At 67.2% G+C, this 26,008-nt stretch carries 17 protein-coding genes and 1 tRNA gene; 5 read left to right on the top strand and 13 right to left on the bottom strand.

The window, feature by feature from the left end:
* Positions 1-65: 65 nt before the first annotated feature.
* Together glnL and ntrC are read left to right on the top strand one after the other, a co-directional pair.
* On the top strand, positions 66-1,208 hold the full coding sequence (gene glnL, locus WS69_RS27270; RefSeq protein ID WP_059473755.1) for a nitrogen regulation protein NR(II): 1,143 nt from the start codon (positions 66-68) through the stop codon (positions 1,206-1,208).
* Between the two features lie 37 nt (positions 1,209-1,245).
* On the top strand, positions 1,246-2,778 hold the full coding sequence (ntrC, locus tag WS69_RS27265) for a nitrogen regulation protein NR(I) (protein WP_059473754.1): 1,533 nt from the start codon (positions 1,246-1,248) through the stop codon (positions 2,776-2,778).
* A gap of 203 nt (positions 2,779-2,981) precedes the next feature.
* On the opposite strand, the gene xth is transcribed toward ntrC, so the two are convergent.
* From xth to WS69_RS27220, 9 genes are all read right to left on the bottom strand, one after another.
* Positions 2,982-3,758, bottom strand: a complete 777-nt coding sequence (gene xth / locus WS69_RS27260) for an exodeoxyribonuclease III (protein ID WP_059473753.1) — start codon at positions 3,756-3,758, stop codon at positions 2,982-2,984.
* 461 nt (positions 3,759-4,219) lie between these two features.
* Positions 4,220-4,921, bottom strand: a complete 702-nt coding sequence (locus tag WS69_RS27255; protein WP_059473752.1) for a response regulator — start codon at positions 4,919-4,921, stop codon at positions 4,220-4,222.
* A 23-nt stretch (positions 4,922-4,944) separates the two neighbouring features.
* Positions 4,945-6,879 (bottom strand): type IV pili methyl-accepting chemotaxis transducer N-terminal domain-containing protein, encoded by a 1,935-nt coding sequence (locus tag WS69_RS27250; protein ID WP_059473751.1) that lies wholly within the window; start codon positions 6,877-6,879, stop codon positions 4,945-4,947.
* Between the two features lie 150 nt (positions 6,880-7,029).
* The gene (gene narI, locus WS69_RS27245) at positions 7,030-7,716 is read right to left on the bottom strand and encodes a respiratory nitrate reductase subunit gamma (protein WP_059473750.1); all 687 of its coding nucleotides are present in this window, start codon (positions 7,714-7,716) and stop codon (positions 7,030-7,032) included.
* Between the two features lie 35 nt (positions 7,717-7,751).
* Complete coding sequence (narJ, locus tag WS69_RS27240; protein WP_059473749.1) at positions 7,752-8,456, bottom strand: nitrate reductase molybdenum cofactor assembly chaperone; 705 nt, start codon at positions 8,454-8,456, stop codon at positions 7,752-7,754.
* A complete protein-coding gene (narH, locus tag WS69_RS27235) occupies positions 8,453-10,006 on the bottom strand; it encodes a nitrate reductase subunit beta (RefSeq protein WP_059473748.1) in 1,554 nt (517 codons plus the stop codon). Before narH ends, narJ begins: the two co-directional genes overlap by 4 nt.
* Positions 10,003-13,728, bottom strand: a complete 3,726-nt coding sequence (locus WS69_RS27230; protein ID WP_059473776.1) for a nitrate reductase subunit alpha — start codon at positions 13,726-13,728, stop codon at positions 10,003-10,005. The genes narH and WS69_RS27230 overlap by 4 nt, the downstream gene beginning before the upstream one ends.
* A 256-nt stretch (positions 13,729-13,984) precedes the next feature.
* Positions 13,985-15,370 carry a NarK family nitrate/nitrite MFS transporter gene (locus tag WS69_RS27225; protein WP_059473747.1) on the bottom strand — a complete coding sequence of 462 codons (1,386 nt, stop codon included), beginning with the start codon at positions 15,368-15,370 and terminating at the stop codon, positions 13,985-13,987.
* A gap of 41 nt (positions 15,371-15,411) precedes the next feature.
* Positions 15,412-16,692 (bottom strand): MFS transporter, encoded by a 1,281-nt coding sequence (locus WS69_RS27220; protein ID WP_059473746.1) that lies wholly within the window; start codon positions 16,690-16,692, stop codon positions 15,412-15,414.
* Positions 16,693-16,895: 203 nt separating this feature from the next.
* On the opposite strand from WS69_RS27220, the gene WS69_RS27215 reads away from it, so the two are divergent.
* Together WS69_RS27215 and dinB are read left to right on the top strand one after the other, a co-directional pair.
* Positions 16,896-16,972, top strand: a tRNA-Met gene (locus WS69_RS27215).
* A gap of 370 nt (positions 16,973-17,342) precedes the next feature.
* On the top strand, positions 17,343-18,503 hold the full coding sequence (gene dinB, locus WS69_RS27210) for a DNA polymerase IV (RefSeq protein WP_082716530.1): 1,161 nt from the start codon (positions 17,343-17,345) through the stop codon (positions 18,501-18,503).
* 159 nt (positions 18,504-18,662) lie between these two features.
* Here dinB and WS69_RS27205 read toward each other — a convergent pair whose 3' ends face one another.
* From WS69_RS27205 to fixL, 4 genes are all read right to left on the bottom strand, one after another.
* Entirely contained in the window at positions 18,663-20,807 is a 2,145-nt protein-coding gene (locus tag WS69_RS27205; RefSeq protein WP_059473745.1) for a M3 family metallopeptidase, read from the bottom strand.
* 676 nt (positions 20,808-21,483) lie between these two features.
* Positions 21,484-22,341: a bifunctional methylenetetrahydrofolate dehydrogenase/methenyltetrahydrofolate cyclohydrolase FolD gene (gene folD / locus WS69_RS27200; protein WP_059473744.1), complete on the bottom strand. Its 858-nt coding sequence runs from the start codon at positions 22,339-22,341 to the stop codon at positions 21,484-21,486.
* Between the two features lie 284 nt (positions 22,342-22,625).
* Entirely contained in the window at positions 22,626-23,264 is a 639-nt protein-coding gene (fixJ, locus tag WS69_RS27195; protein ID WP_006025940.1) for an oxygen response regulator transcription factor FixJ, read from the bottom strand.
* Positions 23,261-25,771, bottom strand: coding sequence for an oxygen sensor histidine kinase FixL (gene fixL / locus WS69_RS27190; RefSeq protein WP_059473743.1), 2,511 nt, complete (start codon positions 25,769-25,771; stop codon positions 23,261-23,263). Before fixL ends, fixJ begins: the two co-directional genes overlap by 4 nt.
* On the opposite strand from fixL, the gene WS69_RS35170 reads away from it, so the two are divergent.
* Complete coding sequence (locus WS69_RS35170) at positions 25,691-25,912, top strand: hypothetical protein (protein ID WP_231747234.1); 222 nt, start codon at positions 25,691-25,693, stop codon at positions 25,910-25,912. The genes fixL and WS69_RS35170 overlap by 81 nt on opposite strands.
* Positions 25,913-26,008 lie beyond the last annotated feature (96 nt).

Raw genomic sequence — 26,008 nt, 5'->3', positions numbered from 1 at the left:
GGCGTGACGCCGTCCCCTTTTTGTTCCGCCCGTCACGGCGGTTTTTGACACGGCATCCACGCAAGATGGTTCTGAAGAATCTGATCAAGGCCAGGGCCGGCCATCCGGAGCGCCTGTCGGACGACGACCGGCTCGTGCGCTCGGGACTCCTCACGGGGCTGGAAGCGCTGCCGACGGTCGTGCTCGTGCTCGACCGGCGCACGCTCAGGATCGCGTTCGCCAATCCGTCGGCGGAGGCGATGCTCGACATCTCGCGCCGGCAGTTGTCGCAGATGCCGTGGGGCGAGATCTTCCCGAATGCGAACGAGCTCGCGACGACGATCACCGCGATCGGCGAAGAGCGTTTTCATGCGACCCATCTCGACACCGTGCTCGACCGCCCGGGCCGCGAGCCGCTGCACGTGCACGCGATCGTCGGCTTTCTCGAAGGCGCGCCCGACTTCGTGCTCGTCGAGCTGTTCGAGAACGAGCGGCAGTCGCGCACCGACCGCGAGGAGCGGATTCACGACCTCACGGCCGTCAACAAGCAATTGATCCGCAATCTCGCGCACGAGATCAAGAACCCGCTCGGCGGGATCCGCGGCGCCGCGCAACTGCTCGAGTTCGAGCTCGGCGAGCGCGAGCGCGACGAGTTGCGCGAGTACACACAGGTGATCATCAAGGAATCGGACCGGCTGCAGACGCTCGTCGATCGCCTGCTCGAGCCGCATCGCCATCCGCACATCGTCGGCGATGTGAACATCCACGAAGTGTGCGAGCGGGTGCGCGCGGTGATGCTCGCGGAATTCCCGCGCGGCCTCACGATCGAGCGCGACTACGACGTGAGCGTGCCCGATCTGCGCGGCGACAAGGAGCAGCTGATCCAGGCGCTCCTGAACATCGTGCGCAACGCGGCGCAGGCGCTGCGCGAGCGGATCGCGCAGGGCGACGCGAGGATCGAGCTGCGCACGCGCGTCGCGCGCAAGGTGACGATCGCGAAGCGCCTGTACAAGCTGGCACTGGACTTGCACGTGATCGACAACGGCCCCGGCATTCCAGACGACATTCGCGACCGGATCTTCTATCCGCTCGTGTCCGGCCGCGACGACGGCAGCGGGCTCGGGCTCACGCTCGCGCAGACGTTCATTCAGCAGCACGACGGGATGATCGAAGTGGACAGCCGGCCGGGCCGCACCGAATTTCAGATTTTGCTGCCGCTCGATCATTGAGCGGCGGCGCAGCGATTCTCCATACCTCTGACCGACCATGAAGCCGATCTGGATAGTAGACGACGATCAATCGATCCGCTGGGTGCTCGAGAAAGCGCTCGCGCGCGAGAGCTTCGCGACGAGGAGCTTCGCGAACGTGCGCGAAGCGCTCGCCGCGCTCGACCTGGAAACGCCGCAGGTGCTCGTATCCGACATCCGGATGCCGGGCGGCTCGGGACTCGAGCTGCTGCAGGCGATGCACGACCGGCTGCCGGGACTGCCCGTCATCATCATGACGGCGTTTTCGGATCTGGACAGCGCGGTCGCGGCTTTCCAGGGCGGCGCGTTCGAATACCTCGCGAAGCCGTTCGACGTCGACAAGGCGGTCGAACTGATCCGGCGCGCGGTCGAAGAGAGCCTGCGCGGCGGCGTGCCCGACGACGACAAGCTTGCCGAAGCGCCCGAGATGCTCGGCCAGGCGCCCGCGATGCAGGACATGTTCCGCGCGATCGGGCGGCTGTCGCATTCGGCCGCGACCGTGCTGATCACGGGCGAGTCGGGCACCGGCAAGGAGCTCGTCGCGCGCGCGCTGCATCGGCACAGCCCGCGTGCGAACGGGCCGTTCATCGCGCTCAACACGGCGGCGATCCCGAAGGACCTGCTGGAGTCCGAACTGTTCGGCCACGAGCGCGGCGCGTTCACGGGCGCGCAGACGACGCGCCAGGGCCGCTTCGAGCAGGCCGAGAACGGCACGCTGTTCCTCGACGAAATCGGCGACATGCCGTTCGATCTGCAGACGCGCCTGCTGCGCGTGCTGTCGGACGGGCAGTTCTATCGCGTCGGCGGTCACAGCCCGCTGCGCTCGAACGTGCGCGTGATCGCGGCGACGCACCAGAATCTCGAGGCGCGCGTGCGGCAGGGCCTGTTCCGCGAGGACTTGTATCACCGGCTGAACGTGATCCGGCTGCGGCTGCCGCCATTGCGCGAACGCAGCGAGGACATTGCGCTCCTTACGCGTCACTTCCTGCAGAAGAGCGCGCGCGACCTCGGCGTCGAGCCGAAGCGCGTGTCGGACGAGGCGCTCGCGTATCTGACGTCGCTGCCGTTTCCGGGCAACGTCCGGCAGCTCGAGAACCTCGCGAACTGGCTGACGGTGATGGCGCCCGCGCAGACGGTCGAGATCAAGGACCTGCCGCCCGATCTCGTCGCGACGCAGACGGCGTCGGGCGGCGTGGCGCCGGCGGAAGCCGTGGTGATCGCAAACACGTCCGTCGTCGCCGGCAACGGCGCGGCCGAGCCGCAGGCGGCAAGCGTGGCCGTCGCCGCGCCCGTCTTGGCGAGCGCGCCCGCGGCGGCGGGCACGACCGCCGGACATCCGCTGTGGGAGCACGGGTTGCGCACCGAGGTCGCGCGCTTGCTGCGCGAGAACTCGGCCGACGTGATGGATGCGCTCGCGCGCCGCTTCGAAGCCGCGGTGATCCGCGAGGCGCTCGACTTCACGCGCGGCCGCAAGGTCGAGGCGGCGGAGCGGCTCGGCATCGGCCGCAACACGATCACGCGCAAGATCCAGGAACTGCATCTCGAATCGTGATCCGATGTGGTGCGATGCGGGCCGTGCATGCGGCGTCCGCATCGATCGACAAGAGAAAACGGGGCGCCTGGAGCGCCCCGTTTGCGTGGGATGGCGATGCGCTCGCCGATGTATGGGTACGGTGCGGCGCTCGGCGCATGCGCCGCGTCATCGCGCGCGGCGCCGCCGTGCGTCGACGCGCGCGACGATTGCCGTGCGCGAGCTCAACCGATCTGCGCGACGACGGGCGTGTGATCGGACGGCTGCTCCCACGTGCGTGGCACGCGGTCGACCGTGCAACTCGTGCAGGTGTCGGCGAGCGCGGGCGACAGCAGGATGTGATCGATCCGGAGTCCGGCGTTGCGGCGGAACGCGAGCATTCGGTAATCCCACCACGTGAACGTCTTCCCCGGCTGATCGAAGCGGCGGAACGCATCGATGAAGCCGAGCGAGAGAAGCTGCGCGAAGTGCGCGCGCTCCTGCGGCGACACGAGGTTCTGGCCTTCCCATTTCGCAGGATCGTGCACGTCGCGATCCTCGGGCGCGATGTTGTAGTCGCCTAGCAGCGCGAGCTTCGGGTAGCGCTGCATCTCGTCCTTCAGCCATGCCTGCAGCGCGTCGAGCCATTGCATCTTGTAGACGAACTTGTCCGAGTCGAGCGCCTGGCCGTTCGGGAAGTACGCGGACACGATCCGCACGCCGTCGATCGTCGCGGCGATCAGGCGCTGCTGCGCGTCTTCGAAGCCGGGGATGTTGCGCACGATGTGTGTCTCGTCGAACGGCAGGCTCGCGCGCGCGAGGATCGCGACGCCGTTGTAGGTCTTCTGGCCCGCGAACCAACTGCGGTAGCCGGCCGCTTCGAAATCGGCGCGCGGGAATTTCTCGTCGGGGATCTTGAGCTCCTGCAGGCACAGCACATCGACGTCGCTCTGCGCGAGCCAGTCGAGCACGTGCTGCTTGCGCACGTTCAGGGAGTTGACGTTCCAGGTGGCAATTCTCATGGGCGGATCGGCAGGATGCGTAAGGCCGTCATCTTACCGCGAGCCGCCTGCGGCGACCGGAAAGCGTGGTTGCGTGCCGGAGGGAAGGGGCGGCGGCCGGCGTCGCGGACGGCGGCCGCCTGTCGGGGCGAGGCGATCAGGCGGGCGACGCCATGCTCGCGCACGTTGCTTGCCGCTTTCATCGCTTTCGGCAGGCCGTCGACGGGCGGGCGCGTTCGTTACGAATGCGCATGGCGGCGAGGCGGGCGTCTCACTTTCGGTCGGCTTCGGCGCGAGCCGAAGAGGGGACGGCGGCTCGCGCGTGCCTTTTCTTGCGGATGTTGTCTCGTTGTGCGAAAGAAGAATGAGGATCGGCGCGGTCGCGTCGTCGTTCGCGAATGGACGCGTCGCTGCGCGGCGCGACGCACCGCTGCGCGGGCGTCACGGCAATGCGTGTCCGCGCGCTGTCGTCGGGCGCCGCGTCATGCTTCGGCCGGATGCGGCGCGGTCAGCCCGCGCTCGACCGCATAGACCGCGATCTGCACGCGGCTCGTCAGATTCAGCTTCTTCAGGATGTTCTGCACGTGGATCTTCACCGTGCTCTCGGCGACGTCGAACTCGCGCGCGATTTCCTTGTTGCTCGTGCCGCGCGCGAGCGCGCGCACGATGTCGTGCTCGCGCGGCGTCAACTGGTCGGGATCGAGCGATGCATGCGAGACGGAAGCGGGCGCGGCGGCCTGCGCGAGCCGTGTCGCCGCCTGCGGCGCGCGCAGGCTCGCGATCCATTTCGCGGTCATGCTCTCGGCGATCACGGGCTCGCCCGCGGCCGCCTTGCGAATGCCCGCGACGAGCGTCTCCGCGTCGATGTTCTTCACGAGGAAGCCGCACGCGCCGTCACGCAGCGCGGTCGTCAGCTCTTCGGCGTCCTCCGACACCGTGAGGATCACGACGTGCGCCGACGGCACGTCCTGCACGAGCAACTGCAGCGTCTCGAGCCCGGACAACCCCGGCATGTTCAGGTCGAGCAGGATCACGTCGGGCTGATGCTGCTTCGCGCGCTTCACACCCTCGACGCCGTCGGACGCTTCGTCGACGACTTCGAAATCCGGCTGGCGTTGCAGCAGCAGCTTGACGCCGTTGCGAAAGAGTGTGTGGTCGTCGATCAACAGTACGCGTATGGTCATGATGCTTGTCCTCGTTCTTGTGTCTATGCCGCCTGTCGCGCGTCGGCCGGCAACACCAGCTCGACGCGCGCGCCGCGCTGCGGCGCACCTGTCAACGTGAGCGTCGCGCGCAGGCGGGCGGCGCGCTCTCGCATGATCGTGAGTCCGATGTGCGTGTCGGCGCGCGCGGCGAGCGCGGCCGGATCGTAGCCGCAGCCGTCGTCGGCGACGGACAGCCTGAACGCGGCGCCGTTCTCGACGTCGACCGCGACATGCCGCGCATGCGCGTGCTTGCGCACGTTCGACAGCGCTTCCTGCAGGATGAACAGCACCTGCAACTGCTCGTCGGGCGGCAGCGGCGCGCCGCCCGTCTCGCGATAGTCGAGATCGCATGCGATGCGCGTCTGCTTCTCGAAGCGCGCGATCGTTTCCTCGATCGCCGCCTTCAGCTCGCCTTGCGTGAGGCGCGTGCGGAAGTTGAGGAGCAGCTCGCGCACGTCCGCGTAGCTCTGCTCGATGCCGTGCTTGAGCATCGGCACGATTTCGCGCGCATCGACGAGGTTGTCGTGCGTGATCGCATCGCCGAGCATCTGCGTCTGCAGGTTCACGAAGTTGAGGCTCTGCGCGATGCTGTCGTGCAGTCCTTGCGCGACGAGATTGCGCTCTTCGGCGACGGCGAGCTGCCGCGCGCTCGCGGACAGACGCACGTGATCGAGCGCGATCCCGAGATGGCGGCCGAGCGTCTCGAGCACGCGACGCTCGGCGTCGGGCAGCCGCGACGCGTCGCGGTAGTGCAGCGAGAACGAGCCCAGCACCGCGTCCTGCGTCATCACCTTGAACACGGCGACGGCCGCGAAGCCTTCGCGCGAGCACGGCGTCGGCGCGCGCGCGGCGCTGCCGCGCAGGTCGTGCAGTACGGCCGTCTCCGCGCGCGTCGCAGTGCCGCAGAAGCAGTCGTCGACCGACATGCAGCGTTCGAGATCGGTGAGTTCGGTCGACAGTCCTTCGGCGATCACGAGATGCAGCTTCTCGCCCGCCGGATCGGTGACGCGGATGCTGCCCGCGTCGGCGTCGAACTGCGCGATCGCGCGCGACAGGAATCCCGCGCACAACGCGTCGACGGCTTGCGGGCGATTCAGGAATGCGGTGATTTCGTAGAGCGCGGTGAGCTCGCGGTTCTGCGCGGCGAGCTGCGCGGTCTTCTGCTGCACGCGCTCTTCGAGCCCCGCGTACAGCTCCTGCAGTTCGCTCGCCATCCGGTTGAAGCCGCGCGCGAGATCGCCGAACTCGTCGCGCGTCTGCACGGGCAGCCGCACGGCGAATTCGCGCGCGGCCATGCGCTTCAGGCCGTCGCGCAGCTGCATCACGGGCAGGATGATCCACAGGAACAGCAGGTAGATGACGGCGACGGTGCCCGAGCACGCGAGCAGGCCGAGCCCGATCTGCGACAGGCGCAGCCATGTCGTCTTGCGCGCGTTGTCCGATTCGATCTCGCGCACGAGCAGATCGGCTTCGTCGACGAAGCCCGGCAGCGCGACGAGATAGGCGGCGGCCGCGTCAGGCCGCGGCGCGCCCGTCAGCGCCGCGGCGGCGAGCGGCCGCAGCGCGGCGTTCCAGCGATCGGTGACGATGTCGAGCTGATGCTGGATGACGGTCGTGTTCGGCAGGAAGAGGGGCCGCGACGGATCGCCGCGGCGCAGCCGCGCGAGCGTGCCGTCGACCGCGTCGACTTCGGCCGTGAGCTGGCGCTGCGGCTCGATGCCCGAGCCCGACAGCTCGACGTACGTGCGCGTCGCGCGCATCCGCAGGCTGCCGGCATCGTTGATCGCCGCGCCCGCGCCTTCGAGCTGCCACGACAGCCACAGCGTGCCGCCCACCATCGAGAGGACGAGCGCCCACGCGATCGCCGACAGCGCGACGATTCGCGTCGACAGGCGGTGCCGCCACGGGGCGGCGGAGTCGGGGAGAGCGGGAGCCATAGCACGTCATGTTTTTTTTGGACATGACAATTGTCCTGCCGAATGTTGCGCTCCCGCTGCGACATAGCGGCACGTGAGGCATCGCGGCGCACTCGCCGGCGCGCCGTGATCGATTAGCTCCGACCCTCCAACGTGAAGCGGGAATGGACCCTAGCGGCGCGCGCGCACGAGCTGCCATGCGCGGCCGACATACGTGACCGACGCGAAGCCGCTCCACACGTGAACGAGTCGCGTGAACGGGAAGATCGCGAAGAGCGAGATGCCCATGAACAGATGCGCCTTGAAGAGCCACGGCGCATCGGCGACAAAGCTCGCTGCGTCGCCGCGGAACGTGACGATGTGCTGCGCCCACGTCATCAACTGCACCATCAGATGGCCGTCGGTGTGGCTCGCCGATTCGAGGATCGTCGACAGCCCGAGCACGAGCGTGATCAGCAGCCATGCGAGCAGCACCTTGTCGCCGCGGCGCGTGACGGCGGCGATGCGCGCGTTCGTCAGGCGCCGATGCAGCAGGATCGCGAGGCCGACGAGCGCGAGCGAGCCCATCACGCCGCCCGCCGTCATCGCGACGAGCTGCTTGAGATGATGGGTGACGCCGAGCGCGTCCCACACCGCGACGGGCGTGAGCAGCCCGACGAGATGCCCGAAGAACAGCCCGAGCACGCCGATGTGGAACAGGATGTTGCCTGTGCGCAGCGCACCGCGATGCAAGAGCTGCGAGCTGTCGGACTTCCACGTGTATTGCTCGCGCTCGAAGCGAGCGAGGCTGCCGAACAGGAAGATGGCGGCGGCGATGTACGGATAGATGCCGTAGACGAAACTATTCAGATAATCCATGACGTAACCTCGAAACGGGTTCGCGACGCCCCGCGTCACGTGCGGGGAGCGGGCGTCGCCGCGCGGCGCGGCGGATGAAAGCGGATCGGCTGAGTGAGCGACGCGCTCGCCGCGGGCGCGAGCAGCGGCTCGACGCCGTCGTGGCCGGGGCCGAAGCGCTCGAGCGCCTCGTCCATCGTGCGCGGCGGCGGCTCGGCGACGGGCTGCGGCTCGACCGGGCTCAGCGCGCGCAGCACCGCGAACGCGGCCGCATACGGGCTCTGCGCGCGAGCGAGGCGCTCGCCGAGCGCGGCGAGCACGTCGATCGCGTCGCCGAGCAGGCGCGCCGCGTGCTCGCTGTCGCCGTCGCCCGCGATCGCGCCGAGGAATTCGACGAAGAGCGGCACGTAATCGGGCAGCTCGTTGCCGACCGGCTCGAAGCCGTGACGGCGGTATTCGTCGAGCAGATCGACCATTGCCTGGCCGCGGTCGCGGCTTTCCCCGTGCACGTGCTCGAACAGATGCAGTGAGTGCGATGGCGTGCGGTCGAACGTCGCGACATAGCGCTCCTGCAGCTCGATCAAGGGCGTCGCGCGCAGCGACGCGACGAGCGGCGCGAGCGTCGAGCGCGCGTCGGGGAACGCGTCGAGCGCGCGCTCGACGTCGGGCAGCGCGTCGAGCAACGCCTGCTCCGGATAGATCAGCAGGGCGGACAGAACCGGATAGATCGACATGACGTTTTCCTCGTGCGATGCGCTCATGCGGCGCTCGCTTTTTTGCGCGTGACGGTCGGCAGCGCCGCGTACGACACCGCCGTTTCCTTCTTGCGGCCGAACAGCGTGCCGTCCGACGTGCCGCCCGAGCAGCCGTTGCCGAACGAGAAGCCGCAACTGCCTTTCTCGTCGAAGCTGTCTTCTGCCATTTCCTTGTGCGACGACGGAATCACGAAGCGGCCCTCGTAGTTCGCGATCGCCATCAACTGATACATGTCCTCGACCTGCTCGGCGGTGAGTCCGACCTGCGCGAGCACCTGCGCGTCGTGCTCGCCGTGCACGGTCTGCGCGCGCTTGTACGCGCGCATCGCGAGCATCCGGTCGAGCGCCGCGGCGACCGGCGCTTCGTCGCCCGCGGTCAGCAGGTTCGCGAGATAGCGCAGCGGAATCCGCAGGCTGCGCACGTCCGGGATCACGCCGTTCATCCCCATGTGGCCCGACTGTGCGGCGCCCTGGATCGGCGACAGGGGCGGCACGTACCACACCATCGGCAGCGTCCGGTATTCCGGATGCAGCGGGAACGCGACCTTCCATTCGCATGCCATCCGGTAGACGGGCGAGCGCTTCGCTGCGTCGATCCAGCTTTGCGGGACGCCGTCCGCGAGCGCCTGACGCTCGATCGCCGGATCGTGCGGATCGACGAACACCGCGAGCTGCTCTTCGTAGAGCTTCTGCGGATCGGCGATCGACGCCGCCTGCTCGATGCGGTCCGCGTCATACAGCATCACGCCGAGATAGCGGATGCGGCCGACGCAGGTTTCCGAGCAGACGGTCGGCTGCCCGGCCTCGATGCGCGGGAAGCAGAACACGCACTTCTCGGCCTTGCCGGTTTGCCAGTTGAAGTAGATCTTCTTGTACGGGCAGCCCGAGATGCACATCCGCCAACCGCGGCACTTGTCCTGGTCGACGAGCACGATCCCGTCGTCCTCGCGCTTGTAGACGGAGCCGGACGGGCACGACGCGACGCACGCCGGATTCAGGCAGTGCTCGCAAAGGCGCGGCAGGTACATCATGAAGGTGTTCTCGAACGTCGAGTACATCTCTTTCTGCACGTCCTCGAACAGCTTGTCGCGGCCGCGCGACTTGAACTCGCCGCCGAGATCGTCTTCCCAGTTCGGCCCCCATTCGATCTTGTCCATCTTCTGGCCGGTGATCGCGGAGACCGGGCGCGCGGTCGGCGGCGTCTGCGACAGCGGCGCGTTCTGCAGATGCGCGTAGTCGTACGTGAACGGCTCGTAGTAGTCGTCGATGCCGGGAAGGTTGGGATTCGCGAAGATGTTCGCGAGGATCTTCAGCTTGCCGCCCTGGCGCGGCTCGAGCTTGCCCGCGTCGTTGCGCTTCCAGCCGCCTTGCCATTTGTCCTGGTTTTCCCACTCGCGCGGATAGCCGACGCCCGGCTTCGTCTCGACGTTGTTGAACCACGCGTACTCGACGCCGTCGCGCGACGTCCACACGTTCTTGCAGGTGACGGAGCAGGTGTGGCATCCGATGCATTTGTCGAGATTGAGCACCATCGCCACTTGTGCGCGGATCTTCATTGTGCTGCTCCTTCGTTAAGCGGCTCCTCGAGCCAGTCCACCCGGTTCATCTTGCGCACGATCACGTATTCGTCGCGGTTGCTGCCGACCGTTCCGTAGTAGTTGAAGCCGTACGCCTGCTGCGCGTAGCCGCCGATCATGTGCGTCGGCTTCGTCACGGTGCGCGTGACCGAGTTGTGAATCCCGCCGCGCTTGCCGCTCGTTTCCGCGCCCGGCACGTTCACGATCTTTTCCTGCGCGTGGTACATGAGGCACATGCCGGCCGGCACGCGCTGCGACACGACCGCGCGCGCGGTCAGCGTGCCGTTCACGTTGAACACCTCGACCCAGTCGTTGTCGCTGATGCCTGCCTGCTGCGCTTCGGCCTCCGAGATCCACACGTGCGGGCCGCCCCGCGACAGCGTCAGCATCCGCAGGTTGTCCGAGTAGGTCGAGTGGATGCCCCATTTCTGGTGCGGCGTGATCCAGTTCAGCACGAGCTCCGGCTGGCCGTTCGGCATCCGCTTGTGCAGCGGCGCGACCGTCTTGGTGTCGATCGCCGGCCGGTACGCGCACGAGCCTTCGCCGAAGTCGAGCATCCAGCGATGGTCCTGATAGAACTGCTGGCGGCCCGTCAGCGTGCGCCATGGAATCAGCTCGTGGACGTTCGTGTAGCCGGCGTTGTAGCTGACTTCCTCCGATTCGAGGCCGGACCACGTCGGCGCCGAGATAATCTTGCGGGGCTGCGCCTGCACGTCGCGAAAGCGGATCTTGTCGTGCTCGCGGCCGATCGCGAGATGCGCGTGATCGCGGCCCGTGATCTTCGAGAGGGCGTCCCATGCCTTCACCGCGACGTGGCCGTTCGTTTCCGGCGCGAACGTGAGGATCATCTCGGCCGCGTCGATCGCGGTGTCGAGGCGCGGGCGGCCGCGGCTCACGCCGGGCTCGGCGACCGTGTCGGACAGCGCGCCGATCTCCTTCATCTCGTGCTCGGTGTTCCAGTTGATCCCCTTGCCGCCGTTGCCGAGCTTGTCGAGGAGCGGCCCGATCGACGTGAACTTCTTGTAGATGTCGCCGTAATTGCGCTCGACGACCGTCATCGACGGCGCGGTCTTGCCGGGGATCAGGTCGCATTCGCCGCGGCGCCAGTCCTTCGGCTCGAACGGCTGGCCGAGCTCGCCCGGCGTGTCGTGCATGAGCGGCGTGCAGACGAGGTCGCGCCGCGTGCCGAGGTACGGGCCCGCGATCTCGCTGAACTTCTTTGCGATCGTCTTGTAGATCTCCCAGTCGGTCTTGCTCTCCCACAGCGGCTGCACGGCTTCGGACAGCGGGTGGATGAACGGATGCATGTCCGACGTGTTGAGGTCGTCCTTCTCGTACCAGGTCGCGGTCGGCAGCACGATGTCGCCGTACAGGCACGTCGTGCTCATCCGGAAGTCGAGCACCGTGAGCAGATCGAGCTTGCCTTCGGCCGCGTCGCGCACGTTCACTTCGGACGGCTTCAGCGCATCGGCCTCGTCGCTGAAGAGCGCGTTCTGCGTGCCGAGCAGATACTTGAGGAAGTACTCGTGCCCCTTGCCCGAGCTGCCGAGAATGTTCGAGCGCCACACGAACATGTTGCGCGGGAAGTTCGCGGGATTGTCGGGATCGTCGCACGCGAACGCGAGCTTGCCGCTCTTCAGCATCTCGACCGCGTATGCGACGGGCTCCTTGCCCGCGCGCTCGGCTTCGTCGACGACGTCGAGCGGATTTCTTTCGAGCTGCGGCGCCGACGGCAGCCAGCCCATCCGCTCGGACTTCGCGTTCAGGTCGAGCAGCGTCATGCCTTCGTACTTCGAACGATCGGCGGTCGGCCCGAGGATCTCGTCGACCGCGAGCTTTTCATGGCGCCATTGGCTCGTGTGGCTGTAGAAGAACGACGTGCCGTTCATCTGGCGCGGCGGGCGCGACCAGTCGAGCGCGAACGCGAGCGGCGCCCAGCCGAACTGCGGACGCAGCTTCTCCTGGCCGACGTAGTGCGCCCAGCCGCCGCCGCTCTGGCCGATGCAGCCGCACATCATCAGGAGGTTGATGATGCCGCGGTAGATCATGTCGTTGTGATACCAGTGGTTGAGCGCCGCGCCGACGATCACCATGCTCTTGCCGCGCGTTCTGTCCGCGTTGTCGGCGAACTCGCGCGCGACCTGGATCACGAGATGGCGCGCGACGCCCGTGTGCTTTTCCTGCCACGCGGGCGTGTACGGTACGTCGTCGTCGAAGCTCGCCGCGACGTTCGGTCCGCCCAGGCCCTGGTCGACGCCGTAGTTCGCCATCTGCAGGTCATAGACGGTCGCGACGAGCGCGGTCGTGCCGTCGGCGAGTGCGACGCGCTTCGCGGGCACGCGGCGGGCGAGCAGCGATTCGTGCTCGCCGCCGAAGTAGGGGAAGCTGACGTCGACGACTTCATCGTGCGCGTCGACGAGCGACAGCTTCGGATCGATCGCGCGACCGCTGCCGCCGTCCTTCATTTCGAGATTCCAGCGGCCGACCTTCTCGCCGCCGTTGTGCGCGGCTTCGCCCCAGCGAAAGCCGATCGAGCCGTTCGGCGCGACGATGTCGCCCGTCGCGGCGTCGATCGCGAGCGTCTTCCATTCGGGATGATTCGCTTCGGCGAGCGAGTCGGCGAGATGCGACGCGCGCAGGAAGTGATCGGGCACGCGCATGCCGTCGCGCTCGCGCAGCAGCACGAGCATCGGCATGTCCGTGTACTGCTTCACGTAGTCGCGGAAGTACGCGGACTTGCCGGCCGCGTGGAATTCCTTCAGCACGACGTGGCCCATCGCCATCGCGAGCGCGGCGTCGGTGCCTTGCTTCGGCGCGAGCCAGATGTCGCCGAACTTGACCATCTCGCCGTAGTCGGACGAGATCGCGACCGTCTTCGTCCCCTTGTAGCGGACCTCGGTGTAGAAGTGGGCGTCGGGGGTGCGCGTCTGCGGCACGTTCGAGCCCCAGACGAGCAGGTAGCTCGAGTTGTACCAGTCGGCCGATTCGGGCACGTCGGTCTGCTCGCCCCACACCTGCGGGCTCGCGGGCGGCAGGTCGCAGTACCAGTCGTAGAACGACAGGCACGCGCCGCCGATGAGGCTCAGATAGCGCGCGCCCGCCGCGTACGACACCATCGACATCGCCGGAATCGGCGAGAAGCCGACGACGCGATCCGGCCCGTAGCGCTTGATCGTGTACGCGTTCGCGGCGGCGATGATCTCGGTCGCGGTGTTCCAGTCCGCGCGCACGAAGCCGCCGAGGCCGCGCACGCTCTTGTAGCGGCGCGCCTTCTCGGGATTCTGGCTGATCGATTCCCATGCGGCGATCGGGTCCATCGTCTTGCGCGCCTCGCGCCACATCTCCATCAGGCGGCCGCGGATCATCGGGTATTTGACGCGCTGCGCGGAGTAGACGTACCAGCTGTACGACGCGCCGCGCGGGCAGCCGCGCGGCTCGTGATTCGGCAGGTCGGCGCGGGTGCGCGGATAGTCGGTCTGCTGGGTTTCCCACGTGATGAGGCCGTTCTTCACATAGACCTTCCACGAGCAGGAGCCGGTGCAGTTCACGCCGTGCGTCGAGCGGACGATCTTGTCGTGCTGCCAGCGGCTGCGGTAGCCGTTTTCCCAGCGCCGATCCTCGTCGACGACGGCGCCGTGGCCGTCGGAGAACGTGGATTTCACGCGCGACATGAACTTCAGCCGATCCAGAAAATGACTCATCGTGTGTTTCTCCAAGGGCATCCGCGGTCGCCCCAGGGTGCTGCGAATGCTTGTGTCAGGGGACACTCCGAGATTACGGCGCGTGCGCTTGCGCGCCCATTCGCCGATGGAGCGGGAAAGGGGAGGGAAAAGAACTAGTTCGAAAGAACTAGAGGGCGCGATGCGCCCTCGTGAAATGCGGGTTGGATGCAGCCACGCGAATGCGGCCGCGTGTCGCAGCGCGCCGTATCCGGAAACGGTCGGCGTCAGCGCGCGTTCAGCACGGCATCGACGCGTTGCGGCGCGCGTAGAACCACCACGTGATCGCGACGCACGACACGTAGAACACGATGAAGCACGCGAGCGCGGGCACGGCCGAACCTGTCATGTCGAGCGACGTGCCGAAGCTCTTCGGAATGAAGAAGCCGCCGTATGCGCCGATCGCGCCCGAGAAGCCGAGCACCGCGGCCGATTCCTTGCCGGCGTCGAGGAGCGCCTGCTTCTGCGCGGCTTCGTCCTGGCCCTGCGCGGCGCGCTGCCGCTCGGTCAGGAAGATCACCGGGATCATCCGGAACGTCGAGCCATTGCCGATGCCCGTCAGCGCGAACAGCACGATGAACATCGAGAGGAAGCCCGCGAAGTTGCCCGCGTCGCCGTCCGCCGGCAGGAACGCGATGACGCCCGCGACCGCCGCGATCATCGCGGCGAACGTCCAGAACGTGACGCGCGCGCCGCCGATCCGGTCGGACACCCAGCCGCCGACGGGCCGCATCAGCGCGCCAGCGAGCGGGCCGATGAACGCGTAGGCGGTCGGGTTCACGTTCGGGAAGAGCGCCTTCGTGAGGAGCGCGAAGCCGGCGGAGAAGCCGATGAACGAGCCGAAGGTGCCGACGTACAGCCAGCACATCAGCCAGTTGTGCAGCCGGCGGAAGATCACCGCCTGCTCGGCGAACGACGCCTTCGCGTCGGCGATGTCGTTCATCCCGAACCACGCGGCGAGCGTCGCGACGACGATGAACGGCACCCACACGAAGCCCGCGTTCTGCAACCACAGGTTCGTTGTCGTGCCGTGCGCGACAGCGGTTTGCGGATCGCCTGCGAGCGCGCCGAAGATGCCGGCCGAAATCACGAGCGGCGTGACGAACTGCACGACCGACACGCCGAGGTTGCCGATCCCCGCGTTGAGCCCGGTCGCGAGCCCCTTTTTCGCCTTCGGGAAGAAGAAGCTGATGTTCGCCATCGACGAACTGAAGTTCGCGCCGCCGAAGCCGCACAGAAGCGCGAGGATGAGGAGCGTCGGATAGCCCGTGCCCGGATCGCGCAGCGCGAAGCCCATCCCGAGCGCAGGGATCAGGAGGGTCGCGGTCGAGATCGCGGTGAAGCGGCGGCCGCCGAAGATCGGCACGAGAAAGGAGTAGAAGATGCGCAGCGTCGCGCCCGAGAGCGCGGGCAGCGCGGTGAGCCAGAACAGCTGGTTCTTGCCGAAGTGAAAGCCCGCGCGATCGAGATTGACGACGACGACGCTCCACAGCGACCAGACGACGAACGCGAGCATCAGCGCGGGAATCGAGATCGCGAGGTTGCGCCACGCGACGGGGCGCCCCTTGGCTTGCCAGAAGGCCGGGTTTTCGGGATCCCAGCGCACGAGTAGAGAAGTGGACATGATCGAATCCGTTGAGTGAACGAAGGTGACGAAGAAGGCGCTCACGCGGAGCGGGCGGCGAGCACGCGCTGGTCGTGCGCCGCACGCTCGGCGCGGAAGCTGAAGTACATCCAGACGAGGCTCACGCTGACGGCGCCGTAGAGCAGCATGAAGCAGGTCGAGCGAACGCCCGTCAGGTCGACCAGCGCGCCGAACAGGATCGGCAGCGCGAAGCCGGCGAGGCCGCCCGCGAGGCCGACGACGCCCGACACCGCGCCGATGTCGTCCGGGAACTCGTCGGCGATGAACTTGAAGACCGACGCCTTGCCGACCGCCATCGCGATGCCGACCGCGAACAGCAGCACGGTGAACGCGACGGGCGTGTGGCCGAGATGGAAGCCGAGCGGGCCGTGCGCCGCATGGATCGTGAAGTCGGTCGGCGGGTAGCTGAGGATGAAGAACGTGACCCAGCAGACCCACATCACCCACCACGTGGTGCGATAGGCGCCGTAGCGGTCGGACAGCCAGCCGCCGATCGCGCGGAGCACGCCGCCCGGCAGCGAGAAGCACGCGGCGAGGAACGCGGCCGACTGGATGCCGAAGCCGTATTCGCCGACGTAGTATTGCGTGAGCCAAAGCGACAGCCCGACGTAGCCGCCGAACACGACCGAGTAGTATTGCGAGTAGCGCCACACACGCGGATTCTTCAGCACGCGCAGCTGCGCGCGCAGCGACGTCGCGTTCGTCGAGCGGTGCGCGGGATCGGTCGCGGAGAACACCCAGAAGAGGAGCGCCATCACGAGCATCGCGATCGAATAGACACGCGGCACGATGGTCCACGTGCCCGCCGCCGCGATGAGCGCGGGCGCGACGAACTTGTTGACGGCGGCGCCCGAGTTGCCGGCGCCGAACACGCCCATCGCGAGGCCCTGGCGCGCCTTCGGGAACCAGCGCGCGACGTACGGCGTGCCGACCGAGAACGAGCCGCCCGCGAGCCCGACGAAGAGGCCGAGCACGAGGAACTGCCAGAGCTGGGTCGCATACGAGATCAGCCAGATCGGCACGACGGTGACGAGCATCAGGATGAAGAACACGATGCGGCCGCCGTAGCGGTCGGTCCAGATGCCGAGCGGCACGCGGATCAGCGATCCGGTGAGCACTGGCATCGCGGCGACGAGGCCAAATTCGGTGTCGTTCAGGCCGAGGGTCTTCTTGAGCGGAATGCCGAGGATCGCGAACATCATCCAGACGGCGAAGCACAGCGTGAATGCGATCGTGCTCGATGCGAGCACGGGCATCGCGCGCTTGTCGAGCGATGCGGGAGGAGCGGAGGTTGCAGCCATGATGATTCTCTCGAGACGAGGAGGAGCGTCTCAAGAGTAGGGATGCGCGATGCGCTTGCCTATTCGCCGGGAGAACGGGCGCGCCTGCGTCGCTGGGTCGACCGGACTAGTTCGATCGGCGGGGGCGCGGCGGCATGTGTGACAATTGTTTGAAATAAGATTTGACGCGTCCGCTTAAAACCCATATACTTTTATTTCTTTGACGCGGGGTGGAGCAGTCTGGCAGCTCGTCGGGCTCATAACCCGAAGGTCGTAGGTTCAAATCCTACCCCCGCAACCAAATTCGGCGATGTCCACGCGCAAATGACCGATGCGCGAGTCGTCAAAACAAAAACCCGGCTTTCGAGCCGGGTTTTTGTTTTTCCGCGGCCGGTTTCGCCTCTCGCACATCGCGTCTTTCGATGTCGAACGGGCGGTGCGTCATCTCGTCGGGTTCTCGTTGCCCAGCAAGCGATGCACTCGGATCGGCGCATGGCCCCCGACTTTCTCTGCATCGGACTCTTGCGCGCTGTCACAACGTTGTTGCGTGCCCGAAGCATCGCGGACATCGTATTCAAAGCGGCGCGGTCTGCGCCCCGGCGCATGCGCGGTGCGCAATGACGCACCGCGCAGTTGAAACGCGCACTGTGTTTTTGTACAGTATCGGCACCTTGGACAAGCCGACGCCTTCCTCCGACACGCTTTCGCCGCCTTCGGGCGACGCGGCTCCGTTCGCGCGCAAGATCATCCATTGCGATTGCGACTGCTTCTACGCGTCGGTCGAGATGCGCGACGATCCGTCGCTGCGCGGCCGCCCGCTCGCGGTCGGTGGCCGGCCCGACCAGCGCGGCGTGATCGCGACCTGCAACTACGAGGCGCGCCGCTATGGCGTGCATTCGGCGATGTCGTCGGCGCTCGCGATGCGCAAGTGTCCCGAGCTGCTGATCCTGCCGCCCGCGATGGACAAGTACCGCGCGGCGTCGCGGCTCATCATGGCGATCTATCGCGACTACACGCCCGACGTCGAGCCGCTGTCGCTCGACGAGGCGTATCTCGACGTGAGCCGCGCGACGTGCTGCCAGGGCAGCGGCACGCTGATCGCGCGCGAGATCCGCGAGCGCGTGCGCGATACGGTGGGCGTCACGGTGTCGGCGGGCGTCGCGCCGAACAAGTTCATCGCGAAGATCGCGTCGGACTGGAACAAGCCCGACGGTCTCTTCGTCGTGCGGCCGCACGAGGTCGACGCGTTCGTCGCCGCGCTGCCCGTGCGCAAGCTGCACGGCGTCGGCAAGGTGACGGCCGCGCGGCTCGACAAGCTCGGCATCCGCACGTGCGACGAGCTGCGCGGCTGGTCGCTGTTTGATCTGCATCACGAATTCGGCGCGTTCGGCCGGCGGCTCTACGAGCTCGCGCGCGGCATCGACGAGCGGCCAGTGCGCGCGGACCAGGAGCGCAAGTCGGTGAGCGTCGAGACGACCTACGTCCGGGATCTCGACACGCTCGACCAATGCGCGGCCGAGATCCGGCGATTGACGGTGCTGCTCGACGCGCGGATCGCGCGGGCAGGGGCGGTGCGCTCGATCAGGAAGCTGTATGTGAAGATCCGCTTCGCGGATTTTCAGCGCACGACGGTCGAATGTGTCGCCGACGCGACCGATGCCGAGACGGCGGTCGCGCTGCTCGCGAAAGGGCTGGTGCGCCGCAAGCAGCCGGTGCGGCTGTTGGGCGTCGGCGTGCGGATCGACGAGGACACGGCCGAGCGGCATGGGCAGATCGCGCTCTTCGATGACGAAGACGACGACGGCGAAAACGACACGTCGTCCGGCGCGTGATCGCTCGACGGGCGCGCGCCGCATGAACAAGAGCGGGCGACAAAAAACGGCAGCCCGCCGATGCGGGTTGCCGTTCGTTTCGACTGACGGAGGCTCGATGGGACGCCGCAGCCGGCGGCTCGTGCGACCGTCGGGCTCGCGCGTGCCGCGCCGAGAGCGTTACGCCCGCGCCTGCGCGGCGTCGGCCATCCCGCTATGACGCAGCAGCGCGTCGATGTTCGGCTCGCGGCCGCGGAACGCCTTGAACGAGTCCATCGCCGGACGGCTGCCGCCGACTTCGAGGATCTCGCGCCGGTAGCGCGCGCCCGTCGTCGAATCGAGCACGCTGCCCGCGGAGCCGGCGGCTTCCTCGAATGCCGCGTACGCGTCGGCGGACAGCACTTCCGCCCACTTGTAGCTGTAATAGCCGGCCGCATAGCCGCCCGCGAAGATGTGGCTGAACGTGTTCGGCCAGCGCGAGAACGGCGCCTGCGGGATCACGTGGAAGCGCTCGTTGATCGCGCGCGCGAAGTCGTTGACGCTCGTGTTGTCTGCCGCAGGGGCGTCCGTCGTCGCGTCGACTGCCGCAGGTTCGCCTGTCGGATCGAAGTCGACGTGCAGCAGCATGTCGAACATCGAGAACACGATCTGGCGCAGCGTGCCCAGGCCGCTCTGGAAGTTCTTCGCGGCGAGCATCTTGTCGAAAAGCGCGCGCGGCAGCGGCTCGCCGGTGTCCGTGTGCGACGACATCGACTTCAGCACGTCCCATTCCCAGCAGAAGTTCTCCATGAACTGCGACGGCAGCTCGACTGCGTCCCATTCGACGCCGTTGATGCCCGATACGCCGATCTCGTCGACGCGCGTCAGCATGTGATGCAGCCCGTGGCCGAACTCGTGGAACAGCGTGATCACTTCGTCGTGCGTGAAGCACGCGGGCTTGCCGCCGATCGGCGCGGAGAAGTTGCAGGTCAGATACGCGACGGGCGTCTGGACGCTGCCGTCGCCGCGCTTCGCGCGCGAGCGCGCGTCGTCCATCCACGCGCCGCCGCGCTTGCCTTCGCGCGCGTACAGGTCGAGATAGAACTGCGCGATGAGCGAGCCGTCGCGATTCTCGACGCGGAAGAAGCGCACGTCCTCGTGCCAGACGGGCGCTTCGTCGCGCGCGATCTTCACGCCGAACAGCGTCTCGGCGACGGTGAAGAGGCCCTTCAGCACCGCGGGCTCGGGGAAGTACTGCTTCACCTCGTTCTCGGAGAACGCGTAACGCCGCTCGCGCAGCTTCTCGGCCGCATACGCGACGTCCCACGGCTCGAGCGCCGCGAGGCCGAGCTCGCCCGACGCGAACGCGCGCAGCTCGTCCCAGTCCTTTTCCGCGAACGGGCGTGCGCGTTTCGCGAGATCCTCGAGGAACGCGATCACCTGCTGCGGCGATTCCGCCATCTTCGGCGCGAGCGATACCTCGGCGAAGTCGTGATAGCCGAGCATCTGCGCTTCTTCGCGGCGCAGCGCCAGTTGATCGGCGACGATCGTCGTGTTGTCCCAGTCGGCCTTGCCGTCGCCGTATTGCGGGCCGAGCTCGGACGCGCGCGTCACGTACGCGCGGTACATCGCCTCGCGCATCGCGCGGTTCTCCGCGTATTGCAGCACCGGGAAATACGACGGGAAGTGCAGCGTGAACTTCCAGCCCGCCTTGTCTTCCTTCTGCGCGGCTTCGCGTGCGGCTGCGATCGCATCGGCGGGCAGGCCGGCCAGTTCGTCCTCGCTCTGCGTGAAATACGCGTAGCCGTTGGTCGCGTCGAGCACGTGATCGGAGAACGATTTCGACAGCGCCGCCTGCTGCTCCTGCAGCTCGGCGAAGCGCGGCTTGCGGTCTTCCGGCAGCTCGGCGCCCGACAGGCGGAAGTCGCGCAGCGCGTTGTCGAGGATCTTCTTGCGCTCAGCGGACAGCGTCGGATATGCGGCGCTCGCGGCGATCGTCTTGTACTTCTCGTAGAGCGCGAGATTCTGGCCGACGCTCGACCAGAACTCGGTCACGCGCGGCAGGTTCTCGCCGTAGACGGCGCGCAGCTCGGGCGTGTCGGCGACCGCGTTCAGGTGGCCGACGACGCCCCATGCGCGACCGAGCGGCTCGGTCGCATGCTCGATGGTCTCGACGATGTCGGCCCAGGTCGCCGGCGTATCGGGCCGTGCGGCGCGCTCGACGGCTTCGTTCGCGTTCGCGAGCAGCGTGTCGAGCGCGGGCGTCACGTGCTCGGGGCGAATTTCGCCGAAGCGGGGCAGGCCTGAGAAATCGAGAAGCGGATTGGCGTTTGCGCTGACGGACATAGTGTTCCCTGGCGGTTTCGGATTCGGGTTGAGCGGAAGACGAGCGGCGCGAGGCGCCGGCCGTCGAGTCATGTCGACATTATTGGGGCGCATGGCGCGCTTTCCAATCGATAGTTTCTAACGAAGCGATTGGGGCGGGAACGCAGGGCGGCGATGGGTGACCGAGCGTACGCAGCGGGGGAAGCCGGATGGCGCGCGCGGGCGGCGCGTCGAAGCGGGCGTGCGCGAGGCCGTTCGATTCGCGCAGGCGGCGTGCGCGCGGCGTGCGACGCGCGAGATGCGCCATTGCGCCTCTTCTTCGGGCCGTCGGAAGGCCGCGCGGTGCGCCGCGGGTGCCACGAGAGAAGGAGGCCGCCGCATGCGTAGCGGCACTGGGGGCGCGGCCATTGCGTACAGGGCAGCGGCGAACGTATGCGGGGCTGAGCGGCGATGGCAGGATGCGGCGCCGACGGCGTCCGGGCGCTGGCGCATCGCGCGACCGGCGCCGCATGGCGGCCAGCTGCCGTCAGCGGGCAACACCGTGGGCGCCAACGGCAGTCAGCGCCTGCCATCGCCCGCTGATCGCTACTGCGCCCGGGCTACGCGCGGGGGCCGCCGAGCCGTCCGCGCACGGGAATCGAATCGCCGATCGAAGCCGATCGGCGCGTGCGCCGCGAGATTCCCGGCGCGTTCGCCGTCAGGACGCCGCAGCGGCGCGCTCGGCGGCTTCGATCGTGTTGACGAGCAGCATCGTGATCGTCATCGGGCCGACGCCGCCCGGTACCGGCGTGATGTGGCCCGCGACTTCCGAGACGCCGGCGAAGTCGACGTCGCCGCACAGCTTGCCTTCGTCGTTGCGGTTCATCCCGACGTCGATCACCGTCGCGCCCGGCTTCACCATGTCGGCGGTCAGCACGTTGCGCTTGCCGACCGCCGCGACGACGACGTCCGCGTTGCGCGTATGTGCGGCGAGGTCGCGCGTCTTGCTGTGGCAGATCGTGACGGTCGCGCCCGCTTCGAGGAGCAGGAGCGCCATCGGCTTGCCGACGATGTTCGAGCGGCCGATCACGACCGCGTTCGCGCCTTGCAGCGGGATCTCGTGCGCTTCGAGCATCTTCATCACGCCGTACGGCGTGCACGGGCGGAAGAGCGGCTTGCCCGTCATCAGCGCGCCGGCGTTCGCGACGTGGAAGCCGTCGACGTCCTTCTCGGGCGCGATCGCCTCGATCACCTTGTGGCTGTCGATATGCGCGGGCAGCGGCAGTTGCACGAGGATGCCGTGGATCTTCGGATCACGGTTCAGCTCGTCGATGCGCGCGAGGAGTTCGGGCTCGGAGAGCGTCGCCGGATAGCGGTCCTTCAGCGAGAAGAAGCCGTTGTCTTCGCACGCCTTGATCTTGTTGCGCACGTAGACTTCGCTCGCCGGGTTGTCGCCGACGAGGATCACCGCGAGACCCGGCCGGTGGCCGCACGCGGCGAGCGCGGCGGCGCGTGCGGCCGCGTGCGCGCGCAGGGTCTTCGAAAGGGCGTTGCCGTCGATCAGGGTGGCTGTCATGGTGGGAATTCGCTTGGCAAGGTTGGGTATGCGGGCGTGCGGCGCCAGGTTGCGCTGCAGCGAAGCATCGAATTATACCGCCCGCCCGCCGTCACCCGACACCGACTGGGTCGATTTGCGCCATGCGCGGCGTGCGATGCGGGAGAAAAACAGGGACGGCGTGCGCCGCAAGCGGGAGGATGGGGGAGCGGGAACCGGATGGATCACGCGGGATGCCGCGCCGCAAAAAAGCCGCTGCTCGCCCGGCGTGCGCCGGGCGGGAGAGTGGGACGCGGCGCGGCGTGTTACGCCTGCTTCTTCGACAGCGCGAGCCGCAGCAGATCGGCGACCGTGTTGACGTTGAGCTTTTCCATGATGTTCGCGCGGTGCGCCTCGACCGTCTTGATGCTGATCCCGAGATCGTCGGCGATCTGCTTGTTCAGGCGGCCCGCGATGATTCGCTCGAGCACCTGCTGCTCGCGCGCCGTCAGCTTCGACAGGCGCTCGCTCGCCGCGCGCTGCTCCTGGACGCTCTTGCTCTCGCTGCGCGCCTTGTCGAGCATGCGCTCGACGAGCTTGCGCAGTTCGGCTTCGTCGAACGGCTTCTCGATGAAATCCATCGCGCCTTTCTTCATCGTCGACACGGCCATCGGCACGTCGCCGTGGCCCGTCACGAAAATGATCGGCAGCGCCGCATTCTCGGCGATCAGGCGCTCCTGCAGCTCGAGGCCGCTCATCCCGGACATCCGGACGTCGAGGATCAGGCACGCGATCTGTCCTGCCTGCTGCGCGGGCTGGTAGGCATCGAGGAACTGCTCGGCGCTCGAAAAGCACTGCACGCGATAGCCGTTTGCCTCCAGCAGCCAGCGCAGCGAGTCGCGCACGGCCTCGTCGTCGTCGACGACAAAGACGGTTTCCTGAGAGGTGGTGACAGGGCTATTCATATCTCTCCCGTTACGGTTTGTGATGGCGATGTCTCGGATCCGCGACCGAGATCCTCCGGTTCCCCAATGGGCAGGCTGCAGTGGAACGTCGCGCCCGACACGAAGCCGTCCGGCTCGACGTTGTTGACCACCCACAGACGCCCGCGATGCGATTCGATGATCGAGCGGCAGATATTGAGCCCCATGCCCATCCCGTCCGATTTCGTGCTGTAGAACGGTTCGAACAGGCGTTCGGCCGTCGCCTCGTCGACGCCCGGACCCTGGTCGATCACGCGGATGTCGACGAAGCCCGATTCGAGGTCGGCGACGACGCGAATCACGCCGTTCTCCGCCTGGGGCCGCGCTTCCTGCATCGCCTCGGCTGCGTTCTTCATCAGGTTCACGAGCACCTGCTCGATCAACACGGGGTCGACATAAATAATAGGCATTCTTGCGCGGATTTCGGTGACGATCCGAATCCGGCGCTTTCTCGCCTCGATTTCGGCCAGGCCGACCGCGTCGGCGACGATGTCGGCGACGCGCGACGGTTGCCGCTTCGGCTCGCTGCGTTTCACGAACTCGCGGATCCGCTTGACGATCATCCCGGCCCGCAGCGCCTGCTGTGCGGTCTTCTCGAGCGCGGGCTGCAACGTCTCGGGCGTCGAGCGGCCGCTCTTCACGAGCGCGAGCGTGCCGGAGCAATAGTTGTTGATCGCGGCGAGCGGCTGGTTCAGCTCGTGCGCGATCGACGACGCCATCTCGCCCATCGTCATCAGCCGGCTCGTGAACTGCAGCTTCTCCTCCTGCTGGTGCGCGAGCTCCTGCGCCTTTTTGCGCGTCGTGATGTCGGTCGCGATCTGCATCTGCGCGAGGTGGCCGTCCACCCACTGGATGTACTGGCGGCGCACCTCGAACCACTTCTGGATGCTCTCGACGTATACCTCCTGCGCGTCCGCCGTGCTCTCGGTGAGCGCGGCGGCGGGCAGGCCCGCATACGCGTCGACCATGTCGATCGAGTCCGACGACGCCTGCGCGCTGTCGAAGCCGCCGCCCGACAGCTCGAGATGGCCGTCCGGGCGGATGCCGAACAGATGCCGGTAGTAGCGGTTCGCGAACAGGAGCTCGGCTTCGTCGGCGGCGAGCACCGATACCGCCGCGTCGAGGCTCTCGAGCACCGTCGTGAAGCGTTCGTGCGCGGCGGCGAGCTCTTCGCGCGCGCGCTTCGGCTCGGTGATGTCCGTCATCGACGACATCCAGCCCGTCTGCCGGCCGGAGCTGTCGATGAGCGGCGACACGTAGAGGCGCGCATGGAACAGCGATCCGTCCTTGCGGCGCACGCGCAGCTCGAAGCCGGACGAAGGCGCCTTGCCGCGCAGCGTCATGTCGAGCTGGCGCTGCATTTCGGGGTACGCGTCGCGCGGCCAGTACGGAAACGGCGCGGTCTTGCCGACGAGGTCGCTCTCGTCCCAGCCCGTCATCCGGCAGAACGCCGGGTTCACGTGCGTGATGCGGCCGTGCATGTCGAGCACGCGCATGCCGATCAGCACCGAATTCTCCATCGCGCGGCGGAAGAACGCCTCCGCGTACAGCGCCTGCTGCGCCTCGAAGCGCTGGCGCGTGTGCTTCCACAGGCTCCAGAGGCTCCACAGCACGAAGCACGACAGGCCGGCGACGAGCCACACGAGCGTGTTGTTGGTCAGGTTCGTCGTCTGCGGGTACGCGTAGACGCGCACCGTGAGGCCCTGGCCGGGCGGATCGAGCGGCAGGTCGTAGTGTGCGTCGCGCGGCAGCCGCGGGCGCGACGATGTCGACGCGAGCTCGCGATTGTTCGCGTCGGTGATCGAGATCTTGTACTTCGCGGACAGCTCGGGCGGAATGTCGTGCTTCAGGATCCCTTCGACCGAGAACACCGCGGCGATCGAGCCCAAGTACTCGCGGTCGCGGATGACGGGCGTCTGCAGCGTCAGGTAGCCGTTGCCGAAGTCGTCGTAGACGAGCGGCGAGTAGGTCTGCCGGCGCGTGTTGCGCGCTTCGCCGAATGCGCCGCGCACGACTTCGTCCATCTGCGCGTCGTTCGGCTTCGCGAGCCGCTGGCCGAGCACCGGCAGCTGCATCGTCGGCCATCGCTTCGTGCCGGGCGTCGTGTACCAGTTCAGATAGAGGATTTCGGGGTGCGCCTGCATCACGTCGCCGACCGTGGTCTGGAACGCGTGTTCGTCGATGCGTCCCGCGGCGACGTCGCGCGCGAACGCTTGCAACTGCTCCTGCGCGCCCGTCATCGACAGCCGGATCTGCTGCTGCGCCCACGCGACGTTGCGAAACAGCGTGTCTTCCTGCTGCTGCTGTTCGCGGCGGTTGAGACTCCACAAGATGAGGCTCATCACCACGAGAAAGACGAGGATCGAGAGGAGGGGCGTCAGCAGGTAAGAGTTGGACCACCACGGTCCGTGGTGCCAGCGGGACGGCTGCGATTCCGTCGGCGAGCCCGACGGTCGCGCCGAGCGTGCGAAAAGCCGATCGGTCAACATGGCAGGATTGTAGCTCAGCGCGTCATGCACAAAAGGCGTACAAGAAAGATTGAACCGAAAGCGGAATTGTCGATACATGATGTGCCGCAAACGCTGGCCAGATGGATGCGGTGCAGCAATATTTCATATTGCGAGAAATGATCTCATCATTCGAAAATTTTGTTGCGCGTTGCGTTCGACGCTCTTTACAATCCGCGGGAGCTTGTTGCAGCTGGCGGCATGCGTCGTCGCTCGAAG

It is taken from the genome of Burkholderia sp. BDU5 (assembly GCF_001522845.1).
GTDB lineage: Bacteria > Pseudomonadota > Gammaproteobacteria > Burkholderiales > Burkholderiaceae > Burkholderia > Burkholderia mayonis.
This window is presented reverse-complemented; position numbering and strand designations above follow the sequence as displayed.

What these genes read in the sequence shown, in the direction of transcription:
- glnL (WP_059473755.1), top strand. Translation starts at nt 66, where the DNA reads ATGGTTCTGAAGAATCTGATCAAGGCCAGGGCCGGCCATCCGGAGCGC.
- ntrC (WP_059473754.1), top strand. Translation starts at nt 1,246, where the DNA reads ATGAAGCCGATCTGGATAGTAGACGACGATCAATCGATCCGCTGGGTG.
- xth (WP_059473753.1), bottom strand. Translation starts at nt 3,758, where the DNA reads ATGAGAATTGCCACCTGGAACGTCAACTCCCTGAACGTGCGCAAGCAG.
- WS69_RS27255 (WP_059473752.1), bottom strand. Translation starts at nt 4,921, where the DNA reads ATGACCATACGCGTACTGTTGATCGACGACCACACACTCTTTCGCAAC.
- WS69_RS27250 (WP_059473751.1), bottom strand. Translation starts at nt 6,879, where the DNA reads ATGGCTCCCGCTCTCCCCGACTCCGCCGCCCCGTGGCGGCACCGCCTG.
- narI (WP_059473750.1), bottom strand. Translation starts at nt 7,716, where the DNA reads ATGGATTATCTGAATAGTTTCGTCTACGGCATCTATCCGTACATCGCC.
- narJ (WP_059473749.1), bottom strand. Translation starts at nt 8,456, where the DNA reads ATGAGCGCATCGCACGAGGAAAACGTCATGTCGATCTATCCGGTTCTG.
- narH (WP_059473748.1), bottom strand. Translation starts at nt 10,006, where the DNA reads ATGAAGATCCGCGCACAAGTGGCGATGGTGCTCAATCTCGACAAATGC.
- WS69_RS27230 (WP_059473776.1), bottom strand. Translation starts at nt 13,728, where the DNA reads ATGAGTCATTTTCTGGATCGGCTGAAGTTCATGTCGCGCGTGAAATCC.
- WS69_RS27225 (WP_059473747.1), bottom strand. Translation starts at nt 15,370, where the DNA reads ATGTCCACTTCTCTACTCGTGCGCTGGGATCCCGAAAACCCGGCCTTC.
- WS69_RS27220 (WP_059473746.1), bottom strand. Translation starts at nt 16,692, where the DNA reads ATGGCTGCAACCTCCGCTCCTCCCGCATCGCTCGACAAGCGCGCGATG.
- WS69_RS27205 (WP_059473745.1), bottom strand. Translation starts at nt 20,807, where the DNA reads ATGTCCGTCAGCGCAAACGCCAATCCGCTTCTCGATTTCTCAGGCCTG.
- folD (WP_059473744.1), bottom strand. Translation starts at nt 22,341, where the DNA reads ATGACAGCCACCCTGATCGACGGCAACGCCCTTTCGAAGACCCTGCGC.
- fixJ (WP_006025940.1), bottom strand. Translation starts at nt 23,264, where the DNA reads ATGAATAGCCCTGTCACCACCTCTCAGGAAACCGTCTTTGTCGTCGAC.
- fixL (WP_059473743.1), bottom strand. Translation starts at nt 25,771, where the DNA reads ATGTTGACCGATCGGCTTTTCGCACGCTCGGCGCGACCGTCGGGCTCG.